The following is a 19,239-nucleotide window of genomic DNA, read 5'->3' as shown; positions in this document are numbered from 1 at the left end:
CCTGAACGCGTTGGTGATCGCGTCCAGCGTATGACCAAAAGGATACCCTTCGCATGCCGACCATCGGAGCCGTGCCGAAGCGAGGCTGGCGGCTTGTGACGAGCCCGCGGGGGCTGATGACGCTCGTGTTTGTGGTGGCGGTGGCGCTGGGGGGAGTGGTCCTGATCGCCCGTCGCGATGCTGTGATCCGCAGAGCCATCGCCGACGTGACTCGATCGGGAGGGACCGTTTGGTTCGATGATGCCTGGTGGTCTCGATCGTCAGGCGACCAGGGGCTTCCTCGTTATTCGCTCCGCGGAACGAATGTGCCGTCCACCCCATTTCTCGAGGTCGCTCGGGTGGCCTGGGGCGCGGAATCGGGGACAGGGATCAAGAGGCTGGGCCCAGCGACCGTCACCGATGCGGATCTCGCCATCCTCCGGCCGTTCGATCACCTCAAACAACTCGTTATGAACGATGCCCCATCGATCACCGACGCCGGTCTCGCGAATCTGACTCACTTCCCAAGGCTTCGTTACTTCAAGCTGACCAGGGCGAAGGTCGGCGACGCGGGGATCCGGCATCTCGCCTCGTTGCCGATGCTGGATACCGTCTGGTTGGAGGCTCTCGGTTGCGGCGACGCCGGGATCGGTTCGCTTTCAGGAAAGCCATTGAATCATTTGATCATCAACCGATGCCCGATCACCGACGCAGGGTTTTCCGTCGTCGCCACCTTTCCGAAGCTGAGGGGGCTCCATTTGGACGGAGTGGCCGTGACCGATGCCGGCCTCTCGCGCGTGGCGGGATGCTCGGCGCTGCAAAACCTGTCGATCCGCAATTCGCGGGTGACCGACCGGGGCGTTTGTTCGATCATCCGGGGCAAACATCTCGATCAACTCATCCTGGGGCCCGAATGCAGTTCCGATGAGATCCTCGCCGAACTCCCACCGATGTCGAGCCTTAACTGGCTCCATCTGGAAGGTCCGCGGGTCACCGACGCCGGGATCGCCCAACTCGTCGGCTTGCCTCGTCTTCAGTCCATCCGACTTCTCGAAACGAGTCTCACCGATGCCGGCCTGGGTCTGCTGAAAAAGCTCGATCGGCTTGAATATGTGTTTTTGAGTGGAGAGCATTTCAGCGACGCCGCGATCGCCGAGCTCCGTTCGGCCCGGCCAAAACTCTACGTGGGGCGCCTTCCGATCGCCCCGGCCGCGCCGCCGACGAGACCCAATGGGCTTTGATCGACAATCGCGAAGACCGAATCGGTTCCCCATCGAGCAAGGCCGGTCCGCGGTTCGCTTGTCGGTCGACCGGGCGTTGGTTTATATTCGGAGTTTGTCGTGCACGCGTCGAATCGCCGAGGGAGCCTGGCCGAATGCCGCCCATCACTCTGAATCGTCGGCGATTTCTTGGATGTTCCGCCGCCGCGGGGCTGGCACTCTCGCAGGGGAGGGTCGGCGAGGCCGCGGTGGACGGCGAACCGGTCCGAGTGGGCGTGATCGGCCTGGGCACGCGGGGAACGAGCCTGCTGCGGACCCTGCTCGAGTTGCCCGGGGCGAAGGTCGTCGCCCTCTGCGACCAGGATCCCAAGCATCGGATGCGCGGGCAGGGGATCGTGGAGAAGGCCAAGGGACAGCGGCCGGACGGGCTCGAACGGGCCGCTCAACTACTCGAACGATCCGACGTGGACGCGGTCGTCGCGGCGCTCCCCTGTGATCTCCACGCCGAGGTTTACGAGTCGACCATCCGTTCCGGGCGGCATCTTTATGCCGAGAAGCCGCTCGCGCTGACCCTGGACGCATGCGATGCGCTGATGTCGGCCTCGGCGGCTCGGCCTGATGTCGTCGTCCACGTCGGGTTCCAGCGTCGGTCCAATCCTCGCTATCAGGATGGAATCGATCTTGCTCGACGTGGGGATCTTGGGACCCTCCTGGAAGGTCGTGCGGCCTGGGTCAGCAGTAACGGCCCGATGAACGGGCACGGCGACTGGCTTGCCCAACGAGCGAGGTCCGGCGACTGGATGGTCGAGCAGGCCGTGCACGTCTGGGATGTCTTCAACTGGCTCGCGGGCGGTCTCCCCGTCCGGGCGTTCGGGAGCGGTCGTCGCGACGTGTTCGCCGACCGCCAGCCCGCTAGGGACGTCACCGACCACTATTCCGCCCAGCTCGAGTGGGCCGATGGATTTCACGTTTCATTCTTTCATAGCTGGATCGCACCGGCCGACGATCGCTTCACCGGCGTAACTCTCCAGGTCATGGGGACGTCCGGCGGCCTCGACCTCGGCACGGGGACCGTCACCTATCGGGACAAGGGAAAACCACGCGAGGCGATCCACCCCGGGAACCAGCCCGACACCCGATTTGCCCTTCAAAGCTTCCTCGACGCCGTTCGCGCTCGGGAAAGTGACGCGTCGCCCCCCGTGACACTGGCCGAGGCCCGCGACGCGACCCTGACGGGCCTCCTGGTTCGCAAGGCCGTGGACGAGGGGCGGGTCGTCACCATGGACGAAATCCTGGCCGACTCGGGTGCAGGTCGGAGAATCTGAATGAAATCATCGCCTTATGTACCGACGATGTGATGCGGTCTGCATGAGTCGAACCTGCGAGGTGGGCTTCGGCTGAAATTCGTCGAGGGGAGTCTTCGAGTCCGAGAGAATTCGGGTTACCCGGTGGGAATCAGGTAAACTTTTGGGTGGATTGGAATTGGAAAACCAGGCGGTCCGCGTACGAGCGGGGATCAGGATCTCGGGGCGGCACGATGGTCCAGCCCGTCATCCAATCCCACTTGACCGTCCATCGATCCGACGCCATGATCGGTTTTGCACCCTTTGAGCGCACGCCCTCGGCCGCCCCGTGGTCAGGACGACCGCGCCGGCCCGATTGGGTGATCTCGTGTGCTTCGGTCTTCAGGAGGAATACCGATGACGTTCGACCAATGCCAATCGACCCTCGCCGCCATTCGCCAGAAACAGGGGACTCGGTGCCCCTTGGTCCGTGTGGACTACGGCGGCACGATGATTCGAGGCCGACTCTCCCGAGCGGATAGCGACCCGGATCATTCCCACGATGCGAGTTCCCCCTACGGGGTCCTCGTGCTCGAAAACCTCGGGCTGAGTCGCGCTCCGGAGACGATCCTCCAGATCGCCAACATCCCCGAAGGTGGCCTGCATCCGCTTGATGACGATTGAGCCCCGGCGCGGACGCCGGTACGCCGACGATCCGACGTAGGGTCGTGAAATGCGTCGAAGTTCGACCGTGACCGGAAACGCTCCGAGAACCGCCGAGGTTCGGTGGGCCAAGAACTACCTTTCCCCCCCGCCTTTGCGGAAAGGCAGCTCCGTGACCACGGCGGAGACAACCTCGGCTCCCGTGTGGATCTCGACAACGGTCCCCTCGTCGGCCTGAGCGACCCGGACGTAGGCGAGGGCGACTCGCCCTTGCGAGTCGCTGGAGACGGCTGACGAGGTGACCGTGCCGACCTTCTTCCCGCCGACTTCGATCGTGGATCCGCTCGGGATCGGCGGGACCTTGGCTTCGATCCTCAGGCCACGAAGAGACTTGTTGACGTGGCCGAGGGCGTCGAGCCGAGCGACCGTCTCCTGGCCGAGGTAGCACCCTTTGACGAAGGAGATTGCACTCGCGTCGCGTCCGACCTCTTGAGGGAGGTTCTCGGCAGTGACATCTCTCCCGGAAACGGGCGTCCCCGCTTCGATGCGCAAGGTCTCGAATGTTTCCGCGGTCAACTCGGTTAACCCGAGCGCCTGGCCTTGCTCGTGAATCCGGGCGGACACTGCCGGACCGTCGGCGAGTGCGCCCAGGATCGTCAGTCCGGGGAAGCCCGAGGGCGACTCGCGAACCAAGCGGACCGGACGTTCGGCGATTCGAGTGGCTAGATGTCTCAAGTCGCCGGGTTCGGGGAGCTGCGCGCCCGAGAGCATGAGGATGTCGTCGGCCTTCGGTCCGGAGACGTGGAACTCAAACGTTTGGGCGCGGACGTCTTCGAGTGAGACGTCGTCGAAGACGCCGTACTTGCGCAGGTGAGGGAGGACACCGTCGAGGCCACCCGGGTCGGTCCGGAAGAGAATCCGGTCCTCCAGGGCGAGCAGCGTGGCATAGCCGAGCGTCTTGCCCTGGGGACTGGTGACGAACGTCTCCTGTCCTCTCCCGACGCCGAGGGCTTTCACGTCGTTGGTCGACAGGTTGTGGAGGTACTTGGCACGGTCGGGTCCACCGATCTCGAGCCGCTCCCGATCCGTACGGTCGATGAATCGCGCATTCTCGGCGATCGCAGCACCAGAACCTGATTCGATCATGCCCGTCGAGTCCTCTTCACGTGAGATCCGTTTTGTGCTCGTTCAAGGTCTCACCCCATCCTTTGACGGCGAAGGTCCGACCGGCCTCGCGGAGTCGATGGCGGCGACTCCTTCGTTCCAAGCGAAGCGAGAGGCCGTCAGGATTCGTCGGCCAAGTCGGGGCGGGTGAGCTCGGCGTGGCTCACGACGAGACACGAGGCGCTCGAGGCGACGAGACGTCGGGCCTCCTCGGCGCGATCGAGGGGGATCATGCCGAGTTCCTCCGCGACGTCGCGTTCGAGAGTGCTCAGGAGGTAGATGTCGGCCCAGGCCAGGCTATGGGCGAGTTGTTTGGCGATGGAATAGTCGGGGTCGTCTTCGTGTCCACGGAGGGCGGATTTCCCGTTTCGCGGGTCGTCGAGTCCGACCAGGCGTTGCATGGCAGGCCCAAGCGTCCCACCGGCTCGGGAAAGGGCGACGATCTTGCCCCCTCGTCGCACCAGGCGCGTGGCGGTGGCGAGTCCGTCGACGAGCTCGCTTATCCCGGTAGACATCCCCGCCTGTCCGATGCCGACGAGGACCAAGTCGGCCCGAGTCTCGGCCTGGAACGACCAGGCGCGGTCGACAGCGGCCATCCCTTCGTCTCGGACCGACGACTCGAGGCCAGCGACGACTTCGCAAGGCCCCGAGGTCCCCGCAACGACGCCGATGTGAAACTGGCTGCCGAGCAACCAGCTCACCTCGCTCGCTTCAGTCAGTGCCGCCGAGGGGCGATCACGCAGAGGGGGGCTGTCGCTCGCGAGCTTCGTTAGCGACCGCATCGCCGGCAGGTCGCTTAGGCCGGGAAAGAGAGTGCTCCAGGGTCCTCGATATCCGAGGATGCGGTCGTAGGCGAGCCGGCCGATCGGGAGGACGAAGTCGGCGTCGGTCGCCAGGCGGTTCAGGTAGACACGACGCTCACCCTTCGTCGTGGCCAGGTAAGCGAGGCCCGCCCGATCGTCGGGGTCATGAATGGCCAGGGTGGCACCAGCGGGGATCGCCGGGGCCGTGTCGCAACGTGCGCCCGATGACACCAGGACGGTGATCCCAGAAGCTTCGACTCCGGAATCGAGTAGGATCCGACTGGTGGCATCGAGGACCGCCGCCGCATCGGGAGTCTCGGCGTCGAAGGCGATGACGACCTGATCCCCCGGGACGACCGCCTGGCGGAGCGCCGGGTAGTCTCGAGGGTTCTCCAACGCGTCGATGACGAGGCGCTCCACCTCGGACGCTGGGGATCTGGGAGGGCCGTGCCACTCGCCGACCAACCGGTCCTCGGGGATCTCGACCTCGAGCTGCTCTTCCTGAAATTGGACCGCGACCTTCATGGAAACAACCCGACGCTTCGAGATTCGATCACGATCGGAAATTCCGGACGTCCCGAGATTCCCGATCATGATAGGGCCGCCCGCTCGAGGTGGTCAAGTTTCCCTGTACCCTTCGGTAGGGATGGATCCCCATGTGTCGAGCTCTCGTCACCTGATGCGGAACAAATTCCGGACTTGCGGCGACGCGACGCCGAGTCGGGTGTCTCTTAAATCACGGGGATGCACCAGCACGGGGCCGTTCCCAGCATCGATGTTCGATATGGTTGACCATCGGGGCGGATCTTTTGATAATTACCAGGATTGTCACCTCAACTCTCCAATGAATGATGGCCGGGCCTCTTCTCTCGACTGGCGAGCGGATTGATTCTCGAGGGTTAGGGAAGGGTGGGGACTGTTGAACCTCCTCAAACGCACGCGGAGGCTGCTGCAGGGCTTGTCCGCGGCCGCCCCCGCGAAGGCCCAGTATTACAGCGTCACCTGTCCCGAAGGGCATCGGCTCCGCGGTGAGCGCACCGAGGGCTATCAGGCGTTACGCTGTCCGACTTGCGGCGAGGGGATGTTCGTCCTCCCCAAAAGTCCCCTTCCCGAACCGGTCTCCAAGGAGGCCAACCGAGCACCTCGCAAGGTCTCCAGTCCCCTTCCCCCGGAGCGAGAGGACGCCCCCGTGGCGCTCTCGGATCCCGTCGCGGTTCTGCCTTCCGGCAGTGACCTGGACGTTGACGGCGAGATCGAGTGGGTCGACGAGAGCCTTGGGGGATCGTCCGCGAAAAGTGGGGTAGGGGTGCGTGGCGACCAACGCCCTACCCAAGCCGTTCCCGCTCGTTCGAAGGCCTCGGCGACGGAGAAACCGAGGAAAGACGTCTCGACGCCGGGACTCGGCGAACGTCCCAAAGACACGGCGTCCGTTCGGCCTCGCGGCAAAGCCTCGGAAGCGTCCCCGAGAAAGCCGATCCCCGAGCAAGCCGTCCCGGTGGACGTCCGACCCACGCGCGAGCGACTTGCCCAGTGGGCCGTCCGTCGGCGCCATCCTTTGATCTTCCTGGCGGTGGGGATGCTCGTCGTCGGGACGGTCGGGTACCGTCTCTGGCGTTCCCGGTTTCAGGAGTTGCCCCGGATCGCCGAGCTCGGACGGGTTGAGGGATTGGTCGCGCTCGACTCCGGGAAGTTCGACGCCGCGGGGCAATTGCTGTCCGAGGCCAATCGCGCGGTCGAAGCCCTCGGCGATGCCGTGGAAGGGGCGGCGGAGATCCGTCAAGGGGCCAAGGAGGCGGCCATCATCACCAGCCTGGTCCCCGACTCACTCGAGTCGATCCTCGCCAACGCCTCGGCGGATCCGAAAGAATGGGGCTCACGATTCGGGACGCTGTACAAGGGTCGGACCATCATCTGCGACGCACACATCACGGCCGTCCCCGACTCCTCGGGCTCGGGGAGCTATGAGGTCGACTACCGGATCTTTCCCGCGACCGAAGGCTCGAAGCGTGTCGGCCGGATCAGCCTGAGCGGGCTGAAGCTCCTGGAAGATCCACCGCGCAAGCTCGGCGATCGGGTCGTCTTCGGGGCCCGGCTCGCCACGTTCGCGCTGGAGACCGAGAGCAACGAGTGGGTAGTCGGGCTGGAGCCCGAGAGCGGCGTATTCATGACCCATACGAAGGCCCTCCAGGCCCTCGGCTGGCCGAGCGTCGACGAGCTTGCCCCCGAGGACCAGCCATGATCCGGTTCGTCTTCATCCTCTCGGGGTTTCTGAGCCTCCACGCCGTCGTTGGGGTCGTCGAAGCTGCGGTCGTCGCGGTCGAGCCCGCGGAACTGATCAAACGTGATGATCTGATCGGTCGGGAGATCTCGGTCGACGACCGGGTCGCCTTCTTCCAGGTCCACCCGGGCCGGGGATTTGACGAGATCCATTTCAAGCGGACGCCGGTCGTGTTCCGGCTTCCCCCGAAGCTTCGGTACGCTCAGGCTCCCAGTGCGCCGGCTGCCCGTGTCCAGGGGCTATTGAAACGCGATGGGAACACCTTCGTGTGTGACGTGACCGGGGTCGAGCTGTTTCCCAGGGACCTCGATCGGCTCAACCGAGGGGTCGAAGGCCTGCCACCCGGCGAGTTCGAGCGGCGCTCGTCCTGGGCGCTCTGGGCGGAGCGGAGAGGTAACGAGTTCAAGGACAACGAACTCCTTCAACGTGCCCATGCGATCGACGCCGAGGCCTTTCGGAGCGAAGCCGAACGCGTGACCTCGGACCCCGCGAAACATTGGCTGGCCCTCGCGGAGCGTGCCCGTTCTCGCCAAATCCCGGAGCCGGAACCGTCCGCACTCGCCCATCGGGCCTTTCGTCGGCGACTCGAAGACGCTCGCACCGGGGCCGAGTTCGAGGCGTTGGCCATGGACATCGCTCGATTCTTCCCCGAGTCCGCGAAGCCGGTCGGGTCGGACCCCAACGGCCTCTCGAGTTGGGAAGCCTCGTATGCCAAGGAACCTGGAGCGGCCTACCGCTCCGCCCCGAAGCCCGTTCAAGTCTCCTTGAATCGCCGGCTTTGGGCCGACGCGATGGAGAAGTCCTTCGAACGTCGCACCGGCGACGATCCCAAGCAAGCCCTCGCCCTCGCGGACCAGGCCGTCCCCTTGCTCCCGGATCGGCCGAAACTGATCGGCAGGCTCCTCGAGCAAGGGCTCGAAGTCGCCTCGCGTGGACTCGGTTCGCTCCGCCTGGGAGAAGTCCAGACCTTGGCCAAGGCTTACCGAGAACGGTTGAACCAACCCGACCGAGCCGTCTCGCTCCTTCGCGATTGGTTGAAGGAGAAGAGGATTCGCCACCTGAGCCCGACCGACGCGGAAGGACGCGTGGCCCTCGCGGTCCAATACGAGACCTTGGTGAGCGATCGTGAGACGGCCGTCGCACTCCTCCGGGAGGCCTGGAAGATCGACCCGCAGTCGAGCGAAGTCTCGGATGCCCTGCGACGGCGTGGCTTCCGCAAGGTGAACGAGGAGTGGATGGAGAACCCTCGGAATTCCGCGAGCGCCGACACGACCCCCACCCCTTCTCCCGGCGAATCGGAACGCTCGAAGCGGCAGCCTCTCAAGGGCAAGACATCTCGAGAGGTCCGCAACCTGCTCGGCAAACCCAACCGGGTGATCTTCTCAGCCTCGCAAGGTCAACTGATCGAGCAGTGGATTTATCTTGCACCCACCCAGGATCAGTATGTAAATTTTCTGCACGGCACCACCGACCTGCTGCCGACCGTCCTAACCCACTACTCGCTGTCCCACCGAGCCTCGACATCCTTGCGACCCTGACCCGCCGTTGAAAGCTCGACAGCCGACCGCCCCGGCCGCTCGCGAACGAATCGCAAAATGCTAGGGACGCTTTGGGAACTTTTCGGACGGACGATTGTCCAATTTGCAGACACGGTGACAGTGTCTGCGTCGTTCGGGAACGATCGTCCTTGATTCTCGCTTTGAGGATTTCCCCAGCTATAAGCGGAAGATTTCCCAACCAGGAACCGGGCGACGTTAGGCCCAAGCCTTGCAGTTGTTAAGTCTTTATCCTACTTGAGGATCGGGTTCTAGTCGCGATGTTGCGCCGGGGATGGATCCCGGACAGCCTTGAGTAATCGCGTCCGGAATTGCCTCGAGCCTTCGTATCAAATTGAGCGAGGACATTCGCGATGTGATGGAGGAGGGGATGGATTTGGGAAGAAAAACCAAAATTTTGGCAAACCTTTGTCCGGTCTTGACGTAATAATCTGCAGATCGTCGAAAAGTCGAGGCGTCTCTTCCCCATGGCGCATAATGTGCCTGAGATCTTGACGAAGTACCCCGGAACGCGGCGATCTATCACTCGGTGGCGAAAAGGCGACCGAGATCCATGGTGGCGGTTAACGGCGACCTGGTCAATCCCTTATTGATCGAGCGTCTTTCGAGATTGTCATCCTCGAGGCCGGGTCTGCCAGGTTAGTTGGATATGCGGGTCCGTCGGTCCGATCTCGGAAACCGTTGATCCGCTTCGACGTACACCAGGAGGTGTAAAATGGCCCGCAAAGATGCTTTGCTTCGTCTCCACGCGCGGCTGGTCGCTCGCCGCGATGCCCTCCGAAAGGCCTTGAACGGCGACGACGAAAACTTCCGAGAATTTGCCAAGCTCGACGTGGTCGGTGACAACGTCGACGCGGCCGTCGATACGGCGAACGACGAGATCTCTTCCCAGATCGTGGAGATCGAGAGCCGCGAACTCGGCCAGATCGAGCACGCCCTGCAGCGGATCGTGGAAGGCGCGTACGGCCGTTGCGAATACTGCAACGGCAAGATCGCCGAGGCTCGGCTGAACGCCCTGCCTTATACGAACAGCTGCATCGATTGCCAACGCGAGAACGAGCGGAATGGCCAGGCCTTCGGCGTCGGCTCCGACGATCACCGCTGGGCCAAGATTTATGACAAGTCGATGGATGACTCCGATCGAGACTCGGAGATCAACCTCAGCGACTTCGAGATGGACCTGAGCGAATCCGGGCGTTAAGCCGTCCGGTGAGCGAAGTCCTCTCCGACCAAGGCCGTCGGCCAGCGCCGACGGCCTTTGCTTGCGCGCGGATCCAAAGCCATCGGCCGAGTTGACGGTGACCGCGAGAAGCGGTCCGGCTTTCGTCGGTCAGGAGGTGCGATGGCCCCACCGGGCCGACGGTCTCGTCTCGGGGAGCCGTCCTTGTCATGGAAGGCTTGGTTCGATTAGACTGTCGCAATCTTTGTGAGACCCCGGCCTGATCCGCGGTTCTCGTTGAGCTGAGCGGCTTTGTTGAGGATAGTCAGGGAGAGTTCGATGGCGAATGACGCGGCTACGGCCACCAAGACGGAAAACGCGGCCGAAGCAACGCAAGCTCCGGTGGCCGCCGAACCCAAGCAGCCGGCCGATCCCCGGCTCAAGGTTCTCAAGAAGTTTCACGGCAAATTCTTGCCCAAAGGTATCTTGCGCACACGCCACAAGGCCATTATGGATCGCTGGAACTCGGGTGACGATCACGGCAACGTGACGCTCGACGAGCTCAAGACTCTCCTCGCGGATTGGCGGGCGACGCGCGAGAAGCCGCCCCGTCTGCCCAAGGCCTGAGTCGTTGGCCGCTGGCCGACGCTCCGATTGGCGGGCTATCCTCAACGATGCGGATTCGCCTCTGGCCCCGGTCAGGTTGTGACCGGGGTCGTTTCATTCGAATCCGAAGATCGTAGTGAAGGCTCAACCATCAACCCGACCCGGTTTTGGGGAGGAGCGTCGTCGGTAATGCGACGTCGTGCGTCCGAGCTGTTCTCGATCAGGAACGATCCGGCTGAAATGCCGGTGGTTCCCGGAACGCACCGTGGCGGACAATTGCCGGAGGCGTTCGCCGTAAGCCCTCATGAGGGCATGGCTTGATTCCTCGGCGATGGTCTGGTCTGATTGAGGAGCGATCCGAGTTCGAGGGCTCCTTGAGGGGGGCGAGGGATGATCGTCGGAGTTCCCAAAGAGGTCAAGGTCGACGAATATCGGGTCGCCGTGCTGCCCGTCGGAGTTGAAGAACTCACGGCCGCGGGGCATACCGTGTTGGTCGAATCAGGCGCTGGCCTGGGGAGCGGGATCGCCGACAGCTTGTACTCGTCGGCGGGGGCCACGATCGTGGCCCTGGCGGACGAGGTCTGGTCCCGAGCCGATCTCATCGTCAAGGTCAAGGAGCCTCAAGCCTCGGAGTGGCCGCTCCTCAGGGATGGCCAGGTCGTCTTCACGTATTTCCACTTCGCCGCCGACTCCGCCCTGACCCACGCGATCATCAAGAGCGGGATCACGGCGATCGCTTACGAGACGCTTCGAGACGCCAAGGGAACCTTGCCGCTCCTGACGCCGATGAGCGAAGTGGCCGGCCGGATGAGCATCCAGGAGGGGGCCAAGTTCCTCGAGCGCCCGCAGGAAGGGCGGGGGATCTTGCTCGCCGGGGTGCCCGGCGTGGCGCCGGCCGACGTCACGATCCTCGGCGGCGGCATCGTCGGCTCGAATGCGGCCAAGGTCGCTGCGGGGCTCGGGGCGAACGTCCGGATTTTGGACGTCAACCTCGATCGGCTCCGCTACCTCGATGACATCATGCCCCCCAATGTTACCACGCTCTACTCGGATCGGCATATGGTTCTCGAGTCGATCGAGCGGGCGGACCTGGTCGTCGGGGCGGTCCTGGTCACCGGGGCGCGAGCGCCTCGGCTTGTCCGACGCGACGACCTCTCCCGCATGAAGCCGGGGGCAGTTATCGTCGATGTGGCCATCGACCAGGGTGGGTGCATCGAGACCAGCCGCCCGACGACCCATCGGCAACCCACGTATGTCGTCGACGGCGTGGTCCATTATTGCGTCACCAATATGCCGGGGGCGGTCGGCAGGACCAGTACGTATGCCCTCTGCAACGTCACGCTCCCGTACGTGCTCCAACTCGCGAGTCACGGCTGGAGACAGGTGGCGGCGGCGGTCCAAGGGGTCGCGGAAGGCGTGAACATCGACCGGGGCCGCGTGACGAACCACGCGGTCGCCACGACGTTCGGCCTTCCCTATGTGCCCTGGAACCCGCTCGCAGGCGCCCCGGCGAGCGGGTAATCGGCCACTCGAGACCGCTCCTTTTGATAAGTCAATGTTTCGAATCGACTCTGTCGAATCCAAGGGAGACGTTTGCGATGAGTGAAAACGAAAACGAATACGAAAACGGCAACGGCCATGAGCACGAACACGAGGTCGAGGAGGCGATCGAAGAGGCCCTCGAACTCGATACCCAGAGCCAGATCTTCCTGGAGATGCGCCGACAGAACGTGGACCTCCTGAAGATCGCCGTCGAGGTCGCCGGCTTCTCCGGCGCACACGCGCCCCTCAAACCGGGCGACCTCCGCAACGCGCTCAAGACCATTTGGGACATGTACTCCGAGTTCTACGGCTGGGTTGATCCCGAAGAGTCGGACGACGATGAGGACGAGGACGAAGAGGATGACGACCTGTGAGCTCCGGCTCCCCTGAGCGGATCGTCGACACGGTCGGCTGGGTGGGACACGCGTCCGATGGATTCGTCCGTCTGATCGACCAGACCCTCCTGCCGACCGAGTTCCTCGAGATCGACTGCCGCGACGTGCCCACCGTCTGGGAAGCCATCCGATCGCTCCGCGTCCGAGGCGCCCCGGCGATTGGGATCGCCGCCGCCTATGGCGCGGTGCTCGGCGGGCAAGCCGCGCGTGGCGGGGATATCGAGTCGCTTCGCGGTGCCCTCCGCGAAGCGACGGCGATGCTCCGCACGAGTCGTCCGACGGCCGTCAATCTCTTCTGGGCCCTGGATCGCATCGATCGGACGATCGAGCTCGAGTCCTCCCTCGGGCCCGAAGCACTCCTCGCGCGCCTGCTCGAAGAGGCTCACGCGATCGCTGACGAAGATCGGGCGATGTGCCGGTCCATCGGACGCCTCGGCGCCGAGCTGGTGGCAAGCGGGCAGGGGGTCCTCACGCATTGCAATGCGGGAGGACTGGCGACTGCCGACTACGGCACCGCCCTGGCCGTCATCTTCACGGCCCATGAACAGGGGAAGGCGGTCCACGTCGTCGCCGACGAGACCCGTCCGCTCCTCCAAGGTGCCAGGCTCACGGCCTGGGAGCTGCAACGCCGCGGTATTCCCGTGACCGTCATCTGCGACAACATGGCGGCGCAGGTGATGAAAGAAGGCAGGGTCCAGGTCGTCATCGTCGGCGCCGACCGGATCGCGGCCAACGGGGATACGGCGAATAAGATCGGCACCTATGGGGTCGCGCTCCTCGCGAAGGCGCACGGGCTTCCTTTCTATGTGGCCGCGCCTTCGAGCACGTTCGACCTGACGCTCGCCGATGGCTCCGGGATCCCGATCGAACAGCGGGATCCGAGCGAGATCACCGAGGGGATGGGGCGTCGCACAGCCCCGGAAGGCGTTGCCGTCTACAATCCGGCTTTCGACGTCACTCCGGCCGAGCTGATCACCGGGATCATCACCGAGCGTGGCGTCGTCCAGCCCGTCGACTCGCGGACGATCCTCCAGGTCCTCGGCTCGACGTGACCGGCTTTGACCCGATGATGGGCAGGGTTCTCCATGGATCCGAAGCATCTCGAGGAACTGATCGCGGTCGAGCAGAGCTACTGGTGGCACGTCGCCAAGCGTGAGCTCGTCATCGAGATCCTCCGGAAGCATTTCCCGCCCCCCGCGCGACTGGTCGAGGGGGGGATCGGCGGAGGTGCCAACTTGCTGGCGTTCCGGGACCTGGGCTATCGGGTCTCAGGGTTCGACCTCATGCCGGAGGCCGTCAGACACTGCAAGGCGCTGGGCATCGACGATGTCCGGGCCTTCGACCTCGAGCAGCCCTGGGAGATCCAAGACGGCCCCGCCCGCGTCGTTGTCATGCTCGACGTCATCGAGCACGTACCCGACCCGGTCAAGGTCCTGCGGAATGCAGCTGAGATCCTCGACGATCGGGGGGGCATCGTCCTGACCGTGCCGGCCATTCCCGCGTTGATGGGTCCCTGGGATCGTATGCTCGGCCACTTTCGCCGATACTCTCGTCGGATGCTCGAGGAGCATGCGCGAGACGCCGGCCTCCGGGTCGAATGGGTCTCTTCCTGGAACGCGTTCACACTCCCCGCCGCGATCGCGCTTAGGACCCTGGAAAAGCTCGGGAAGAAAGGTCAGACCGCGGAGTTCCCGCGAGTTTCTCCCCAGGTCAACTCCCTCCTCATCAACATGGCCAGGGCCGAGAGGCGGGTGATCGCGACGACGCGACTGATGACCGGTCTCTCCCTGGTCGGAGTCCTGAGGCGATGAACGAGGGACCCGACTTCGCTCGGAGATCCGAAGGACCCGTCTTCGTCTCGGTGGTCCTCCCCGTCTTCAACGAAGCGGCCGTCCTCGAAACACTCGCGGGGAGCGTTTCCCGAGTGCTCGACCGGATCGGCGGCACGGGCGAGGTCGTCTTCGTCAACGATGGGTCGCGAGACGGAAGCTCCCGGGTCCTCGACCGACTCGCCGAGAGCCATCCCAGGATCCGAGTCCTCCATTTCTCCCGTAACTTCGGCCATCAGGCGGCGCTCCAGGCTGGGCTCGTCCACAGCCGGGGCGATGTCGTCGTCGTGATGGACGCGGATCTTCAGGATGATCCCGAGGCGATCGCCCTCTTCCTCGAGCGTTGGCGAGACGGGTACGACGTTGTTTATGCGATCCGGACGGCCCGCAAGGAAGGAGCGGCGAAGAGGTTCCTATTCTTCGCCTTCTACCGCGTCCTTAACTTGGTCTCGAGGATCCCGATGCCGCCGGACGCCGGCAACTTCGGCCTGATCGATCGCCGGGTGGCCGACGAGATCGCCCGACTTCTCGACCGCGACCGATACTTCGCGGGGCTCCGGACCTGGGTCGGGTTCCGACAGGTTGGCGTCGAGGTCGAGCGCGGTCCGAGATACGACGGCCGGCCTCGCGTCTCGCTCTTCGGGCTCGTCCGCCTCGCGAAGAGCGCGATCTTCTCGTTCTCGTCATTCCCGTTGTCGGTCTTCTACGCGATCGGCTCGCTCTCCATGACCGTGTTCCTCGGCCTGGCCGCGTTCACGCTCTATCACAAGCTCTTTACCGGCCTCGCGATCCTTGGCTGGACGTCGATCACGATGGCCATCAGCTTCTTCGGCGCGATGAACGCGCTGGGGATCGCGGTGCTCGGTGAATATGTGATCCGGATCTACGAGCAAGTACGATCCCACCCCTTGTACGTGATCGACCGTCAGGTGAACTTCCCCGGTCCGACCGAAGCCGGCGATCCCAACGTGGGGGCTGCCGGGTGAAGTCCGGCCTTCGGGACCTACAACGGCAGGCACCGGTCTGTTAGCATCCTGGCTCGCGTTTTCCGAACCTTTCGCGAGGCCCGAGATCCTTCCAATGCTGGCTCATAACGTCTACTTCACGCTGAAAGACCGGTCCGAAGGGAACATCCAGGCGCTCGTCGGGGCCTGCAAGAAATACCTGGTCGGGCATCCTGGCGTCCTCTTCTTCGCCTGCGGGACCCTCCAGAAGGACCTGACCCGCCCCGTCAACGACCTCGATTTCGACGTCGCGCTCCACGTCGTCTTCGACTCGAAGGCGTCCCACGACATCTATCAGGACGCGCCGCTCCACCTCAAGTTCGTCGAGGAGAATCGCGAGACCTGGGCGAAGGTCCGGGTCTTCGACTCGGCCGTGGAATCCGCCTAAGGCGGGGTTGCGCCGGGGATTGGGCCTCGGCGACTTCTTGAGAACGGATCGGCGTCGACCGCTTCGGAAACCCGGCTTTGCGGAGAAAGCCGGGTTCGAGGCGATGTCGTCAGTTGAATGACTATCACCTGGCGATATGACCATGCGGTAGGATGTATCCCGAGGCGATGAGCGCCTCGATGATCGCGTCGGCACACGCCTGGATCGAGAGCTTGCTGGTGTCGATCGTGACCTCGGGGTTGAGGGGCGCTTCATAAGGGTCGTCGACGCCCGTGAAGCCCTTGATTTCTCCCGCGCGGGCCTTGGCGTACAGGCCTTTGACGTCGCGGTTCTCGCAGACGTCGATCGGTGTATCGCAGAAGACCTCGACGAAATTGCCCTTTGAGGCCTTACGGGCATTGTCGCGCGTCGCGCGATAGGGGCTGATGACCGCGCAGAGCGTCGTGCCGCCGTGTCGGGCGACGAGCCCGGCGACGTAGCCGACTCGATTGATGTTCGCGTCCCGGTCTTCCTTGCTGAAGCTCAAACCCCTGGAGAGGTGGGTGCGGATCTCGTCGCCGTCGAGCAGTGAGACATTCCTGCCGAACTCGGCGAGCCGCTCGACCAGGGCATGGGCGACCGTGCTCTTGCCCGAGCCGGAAAGGCCCGTGAACCAGATCGTCAGCCCCTGGCGGAACTTCGGGGGATGGGTCTCGTTGAGGATCTCCGCCACCGCGGGCCGGCTGAACCACTCCGGAAGCGGCAAGCCCTTGGCGAGGTACTCGTCGCGGACTTGGGACGCGGTGAGTATGGCCGTCCTCGCGCCCTTGGGAACCGTGTCGACCGGCGAGTATCGCTCCTCATCGGGCAGATAGACCATCGGCTCGTGGTCGATGATGTTCACGCCGATCTCGGAGTATTGCGACGCCGTCACAGCGAAGTGGGAAGGAGACGGTTTGCTCGTCCCGTCGAGGCCGGGGCTGGCATGGTCGGGGTCGACGAGCAAGTGCGAGCAACCGAAATTGCGTCGAATGATCGCGTGCAAGAGTGTTTCGCGCGGGCCCGCCATGCGCATCGCCAAGGGGAGCAGGCTGAGTATCGCGGTCCCGGCGACATAGTGGTTGTCGACGAGGGCTCGATAGCAGCGGACTCGGGTGAAGTGATCGACATCCCCCGGTTTGGTCACACCCACGGCCGGATGGATCAGGAGGCCGCCGCCGATTTGTTCGGCGACACGCTTCGTCGACTCCTCTTCCGCCCGGTGGATCGGCTCGCGCGTCTGGAATGCAACGACCCTCGACCATCCGAGCGCCTCGAACCGTTCGCGGAGTACCTTCGGGGTCGCGCGAAGTTCGATGAAGTCGAAGTGGGGAGGTGTCCGGAGGACCTCGAGACGTCCCGACGCATAATGACCGGGCTGGCGGCTGAGGTGACCGACCGCGGGATGCGATGCGTCCGTGGTCCCGTAGACGCCTCGGGCTTCCTCGCCCTTGTCGTACTCGAAGATCTCTTCGATGTGGAGAAAGGCCAGGAGATTCCCATAGACGTCGCGCAAGGCCAGGGGCTTGCCGACTTCGGTCCCCTGTCCGGGCGTGACCGGGAGGGTGATGGGCAGGGGCCAGAACGTCCCGTCGGCCAGCTTCATCTCGGCGACGACTCGTTCGTAGTCGGCCTTGCCCAGGAAGCCTCGGAGCGGGGAATAGGCACCTGTGGCCAACAGCTCCAGGTCGCAGAGCCCGCGCTCATCGAGGGTCAAGCTTGCGAAGTCCTTGGCGGTCGCCTTCATCTCGGCGGCACGCGACTCGCCCGTGAGAAGGTCGACGAGGGCTCCGCCATAAGGTGTGATCAAGCCATTCTGGGGAGACGAGGTCGGCGCAGAAATCGTGGAACTCCCTTCGAGCTCAAGGCCCTGGTGAGGGCAAGGGTCGCCCTTGCGGGTTTGGAACGCGACGGGTCTCCGGGAGCCGCATCGCCCGAGCGGTTAGATAACCCATTCCCGCGGTGCCGAGCGTTCGGCGAGGTGTGCGATCGTGGTCTTGTCGAGCACGGCCCGCTCCGCACGTCGGACATTTTCCCAAACCAGCGCGAGGACCTGGGCGGCGGGTTTGAGAGGTTCGCGAGGCGGAGGCTCGGGACCGTCGATGGCGGTCAAGACTTCGCCGACCGAGATCGACGTGGCCGGCCGGGCCAGGCGATACCCGCCCGAGGCGCCTCGGGTGCTCGAGACGAGCCCGGCCCCCTTCAACTGGAGCAGAATCTGCACGAGATAGCGTTCGGGGATGCCGTGGCTCTCCGAGATCTCTCGAATCCGGATCGGAGGGTCATCGGGGCGTTGTCTGGCCAGCGCCAGGACGGCCAAACACGCATATTCGGCTTTTGCAGATACCCTCATCGGTCTCCCCCCGCGCGTTCGGTCATCAATCGCGGCGTGAAGGGGCGAACTGGTTGACGACCGTCTCGAACGACGATCTTTATGATCCCTTCGATCGGCATTCGTCCGAGCGTCGATCGGCAACCGTCGCGAACGTGACGATCACAGTTGGCTGCTGTCGAGGGAGTGCAGCCCGCATTCGGTCTTCGCCTGTCCCGCCCAACGGCCTGCCCGCTCGTCCGTCTCGCCAGGCTTCACGGCGCGGGTGCATGGCCAGCATCCGATGGACGGATACCCTTGGTCGTGGAGTGGATTGTACGGGATCTTGTTCGCCCAGACGAAGGCCCAGACGTCCCGATGCGTCCAGGATAGCAAGGGATTGACCTTCACCAGGCCAAACTTCGCGTCCCAACCGACCACATCGGCTCGCGCCCGGTGAGCGGACTGATCGGAGCGGATCGAGGAAACCCAGGCGTCGTACCCCGACACGGCACGCCGGAGCGGCAGGATCTTGCGGTCGAAGCAGCATTGATCGGCCTGGTTCACATAAAGCGGTCCGTTGTGCTTCGCCTCGTATTCGGCGGTCGTGGTGTCGGGTTGCACGAGCTCGACCTCCATCCCGTACCGGGACGCGATCCGGTCGCGCAACTCCAAGGTCTCGGCGAATTGATAGCCCGTGTCGAGGTTGAAGATCCGGACCCTCGGCTCGATCTCCGACAGCATGTGGATGATGGCACACCCTTCCGGACCGAACGCCGTGGCCATGGTGAGCTTGGGGAAGAATCGCTCGACCGTCCAGGAGAGGATCTCCTGGGGGGTGGCTTCCTTCAGCCTCAAGTTGGCTTCCGTCCAGTCGACGCGAGTCATCATCTCGGCAGCCATGGCGCGGTCTCAGCCCCTTTCGATTTGGAATGTCACCTATCTTACAGAAGTTGGTGAACAAAGTCAATTTTGCGGACGAGAGCCGTGGCGGGTATGGCCGCTTCGGTAAAGACCGAAACTTAGTCACACGCGAGTGTT

At 64.0% G+C, this 19,239-nt stretch carries 18 protein-coding genes; 13 read left to right on the top strand and 5 right to left on the bottom strand.

The features are described 5' to 3' along the window. Window positions 1–53: 53 nt before the first annotated feature. The 3 genes from ACYOEI_RS10185 to ACYOEI_RS10175 all read left to right on the top strand — a co-directional run bounded on the left by ACYOEI_RS10185 (window position 54) and on the right by ACYOEI_RS10175 (window position 3,166). Window positions 54–1,220: a leucine-rich repeat domain-containing protein gene (locus ACYOEI_RS10185; protein WP_462849338.1), complete on the top strand. Its 1,167-nt coding sequence runs from the start codon at window positions 54–56 to the stop codon at window positions 1,218–1,220. 134 nt (window positions 1,221–1,354) lie between these two features. Then, window positions 1,355–2,524 (top strand): Gfo/Idh/MocA family protein, encoded by a 1,170-nt coding sequence (locus ACYOEI_RS10180; RefSeq protein ID WP_462849336.1) that lies wholly within the window; start codon window positions 1,355–1,357, stop codon window positions 2,522–2,524. 375 nt (window positions 2,525–2,899) lie between these two features. After that, entirely contained in the window at window positions 2,900–3,166 is a 267-nt protein-coding gene (locus ACYOEI_RS10175) for a hypothetical protein (RefSeq protein ID WP_462849335.1), read from the top strand. A gap of 114 nt (window positions 3,167–3,280) precedes the next feature. Here the strand turns inward: ACYOEI_RS10175 and ygfZ are convergent, their stop codons facing one another. Together ygfZ and ACYOEI_RS10165 are read right to left on the bottom strand one after the other, a co-directional pair. Continuing rightward, window positions 3,281–4,291 (bottom strand): CAF17-like 4Fe-4S cluster assembly/insertion protein YgfZ, encoded by a 1,011-nt coding sequence (ygfZ, locus tag ACYOEI_RS10170; protein WP_462849333.1) that lies wholly within the window; start codon window positions 4,289–4,291, stop codon window positions 3,281–3,283. Window positions 4,292–4,428: 137 nt separating this feature from the next. Beyond that, entirely contained in the window at window positions 4,429–5,637 is a 1,209-nt protein-coding gene (locus tag ACYOEI_RS10165) for a lactate racemase domain-containing protein (RefSeq protein ID WP_462849332.1), read from the bottom strand. A 394-nt stretch (window positions 5,638–6,031) separates the two neighbouring features. Between ACYOEI_RS10165 and ACYOEI_RS10160 the strand changes: the two genes are divergently transcribed. From ACYOEI_RS10160 to ACYOEI_RS10115, 10 genes are all read left to right on the top strand, one after another. Beyond that, on the top strand, window positions 6,032–7,351 hold the full coding sequence (locus ACYOEI_RS10160) for a hypothetical protein (protein ID WP_462849331.1): 1,320 nt from the start codon (window positions 6,032–6,034) through the stop codon (window positions 7,349–7,351). Then, on the top strand, window positions 7,348–8,928 hold the full coding sequence (locus ACYOEI_RS10155; protein WP_462849330.1) for a tetratricopeptide repeat protein: 1,581 nt from the start codon (window positions 7,348–7,350) through the stop codon (window positions 8,926–8,928). Before ACYOEI_RS10160 ends, ACYOEI_RS10155 begins: the two co-directional genes overlap by 4 nt. Before the next feature lie 733 nt (window positions 8,929–9,661). Continuing rightward, entirely contained in the window at window positions 9,662–10,147 is a 486-nt protein-coding gene (locus ACYOEI_RS10150; protein WP_462849329.1) for a TraR/DksA family transcriptional regulator, read from the top strand. A 297-nt stretch (window positions 10,148–10,444) separates the two neighbouring features. Then, window positions 10,445–10,732, top strand: a complete 288-nt coding sequence (locus ACYOEI_RS10145) for a hypothetical protein (protein WP_462849328.1) — start codon at window positions 10,445–10,447, stop codon at window positions 10,730–10,732. Between the two features lie 369 nt (window positions 10,733–11,101). Then, the gene (gene ald / locus ACYOEI_RS10140; protein ID WP_462849327.1) at window positions 11,102–12,232 is read left to right on the top strand and encodes an alanine dehydrogenase; all 1,131 of its coding nucleotides are present in this window, start codon (window positions 11,102–11,104) and stop codon (window positions 12,230–12,232) included. A 77-nt stretch (window positions 12,233–12,309) separates the two neighbouring features. Continuing rightward, a complete protein-coding gene (locus tag ACYOEI_RS10135; protein WP_462849326.1) occupies window positions 12,310–12,627 on the top strand; it encodes a hypothetical protein in 318 nt (105 codons plus the stop codon). Further along, window positions 12,624–13,700 carry an S-methyl-5-thioribose-1-phosphate isomerase gene (gene mtnA, locus ACYOEI_RS10130; RefSeq protein ID WP_462849325.1) on the top strand — a complete coding sequence of 359 codons (1,077 nt, stop codon included), beginning with the start codon at window positions 12,624–12,626 and terminating at the stop codon, window positions 13,698–13,700. Before ACYOEI_RS10135 ends, mtnA begins: the two co-directional genes overlap by 4 nt. A gap of 33 nt (window positions 13,701–13,733) precedes the next feature. Next, window positions 13,734–14,459, top strand: coding sequence for a class I SAM-dependent methyltransferase (locus ACYOEI_RS10125; RefSeq protein WP_462849324.1), 726 nt, complete (start codon window positions 13,734–13,736; stop codon window positions 14,457–14,459). Next, on the top strand, window positions 14,456–15,463 hold the full coding sequence (locus ACYOEI_RS10120; RefSeq protein WP_462849323.1) for a glycosyltransferase family 2 protein: 1,008 nt from the start codon (window positions 14,456–14,458) through the stop codon (window positions 15,461–15,463). The genes ACYOEI_RS10125 and ACYOEI_RS10120 overlap by 4 nt, the downstream gene beginning before the upstream one ends. Before the next feature lie 94 nt (window positions 15,464–15,557). Then, window positions 15,558–15,869: a Dabb family protein gene (locus ACYOEI_RS10115; RefSeq protein ID WP_462849322.1), complete on the top strand. Its 312-nt coding sequence runs from the start codon at window positions 15,558–15,560 to the stop codon at window positions 15,867–15,869. A 124-nt stretch (window positions 15,870–15,993) separates the two neighbouring features. On the opposite strand, the gene ACYOEI_RS10110 is transcribed toward ACYOEI_RS10115, so the two are convergent. The 3 genes from ACYOEI_RS10110 to ACYOEI_RS10100 all read right to left on the bottom strand — a co-directional run bounded on the left by ACYOEI_RS10110 (window position 15,994) and on the right by ACYOEI_RS10100 (window position 19,101). Beyond that, on the bottom strand, window positions 15,994–17,697 hold the full coding sequence (locus ACYOEI_RS10110) for a bifunctional sulfate adenylyltransferase/adenylylsulfate kinase (protein ID WP_462849321.1): 1,704 nt from the start codon (window positions 17,695–17,697) through the stop codon (window positions 15,994–15,996). Window positions 17,698–17,829: 132 nt separating this feature from the next. Further along, entirely contained in the window at window positions 17,830–18,240 is a 411-nt protein-coding gene (locus ACYOEI_RS10105; RefSeq protein ID WP_462849320.1) for an RrF2 family transcriptional regulator, read from the bottom strand. Window positions 18,241–18,381: 141 nt separating this feature from the next. Next, window positions 18,382–19,101 carry a phosphoadenylyl-sulfate reductase gene (locus ACYOEI_RS10100; RefSeq protein WP_462849319.1) on the bottom strand — a complete coding sequence of 240 codons (720 nt, stop codon included), beginning with the start codon at window positions 19,099–19,101 and terminating at the stop codon, window positions 18,382–18,384. Between the last annotated feature and the right edge of the window lie 138 nt (window positions 19,102–19,239).

The sequence above is a fragment of the Singulisphaera rosea genome (assembly GCF_054877945.1).
The sequence above is the reverse complement of the archived record's forward strand: the minus strand, read 5'-3'. Positions and strand labels throughout refer to the sequence as shown.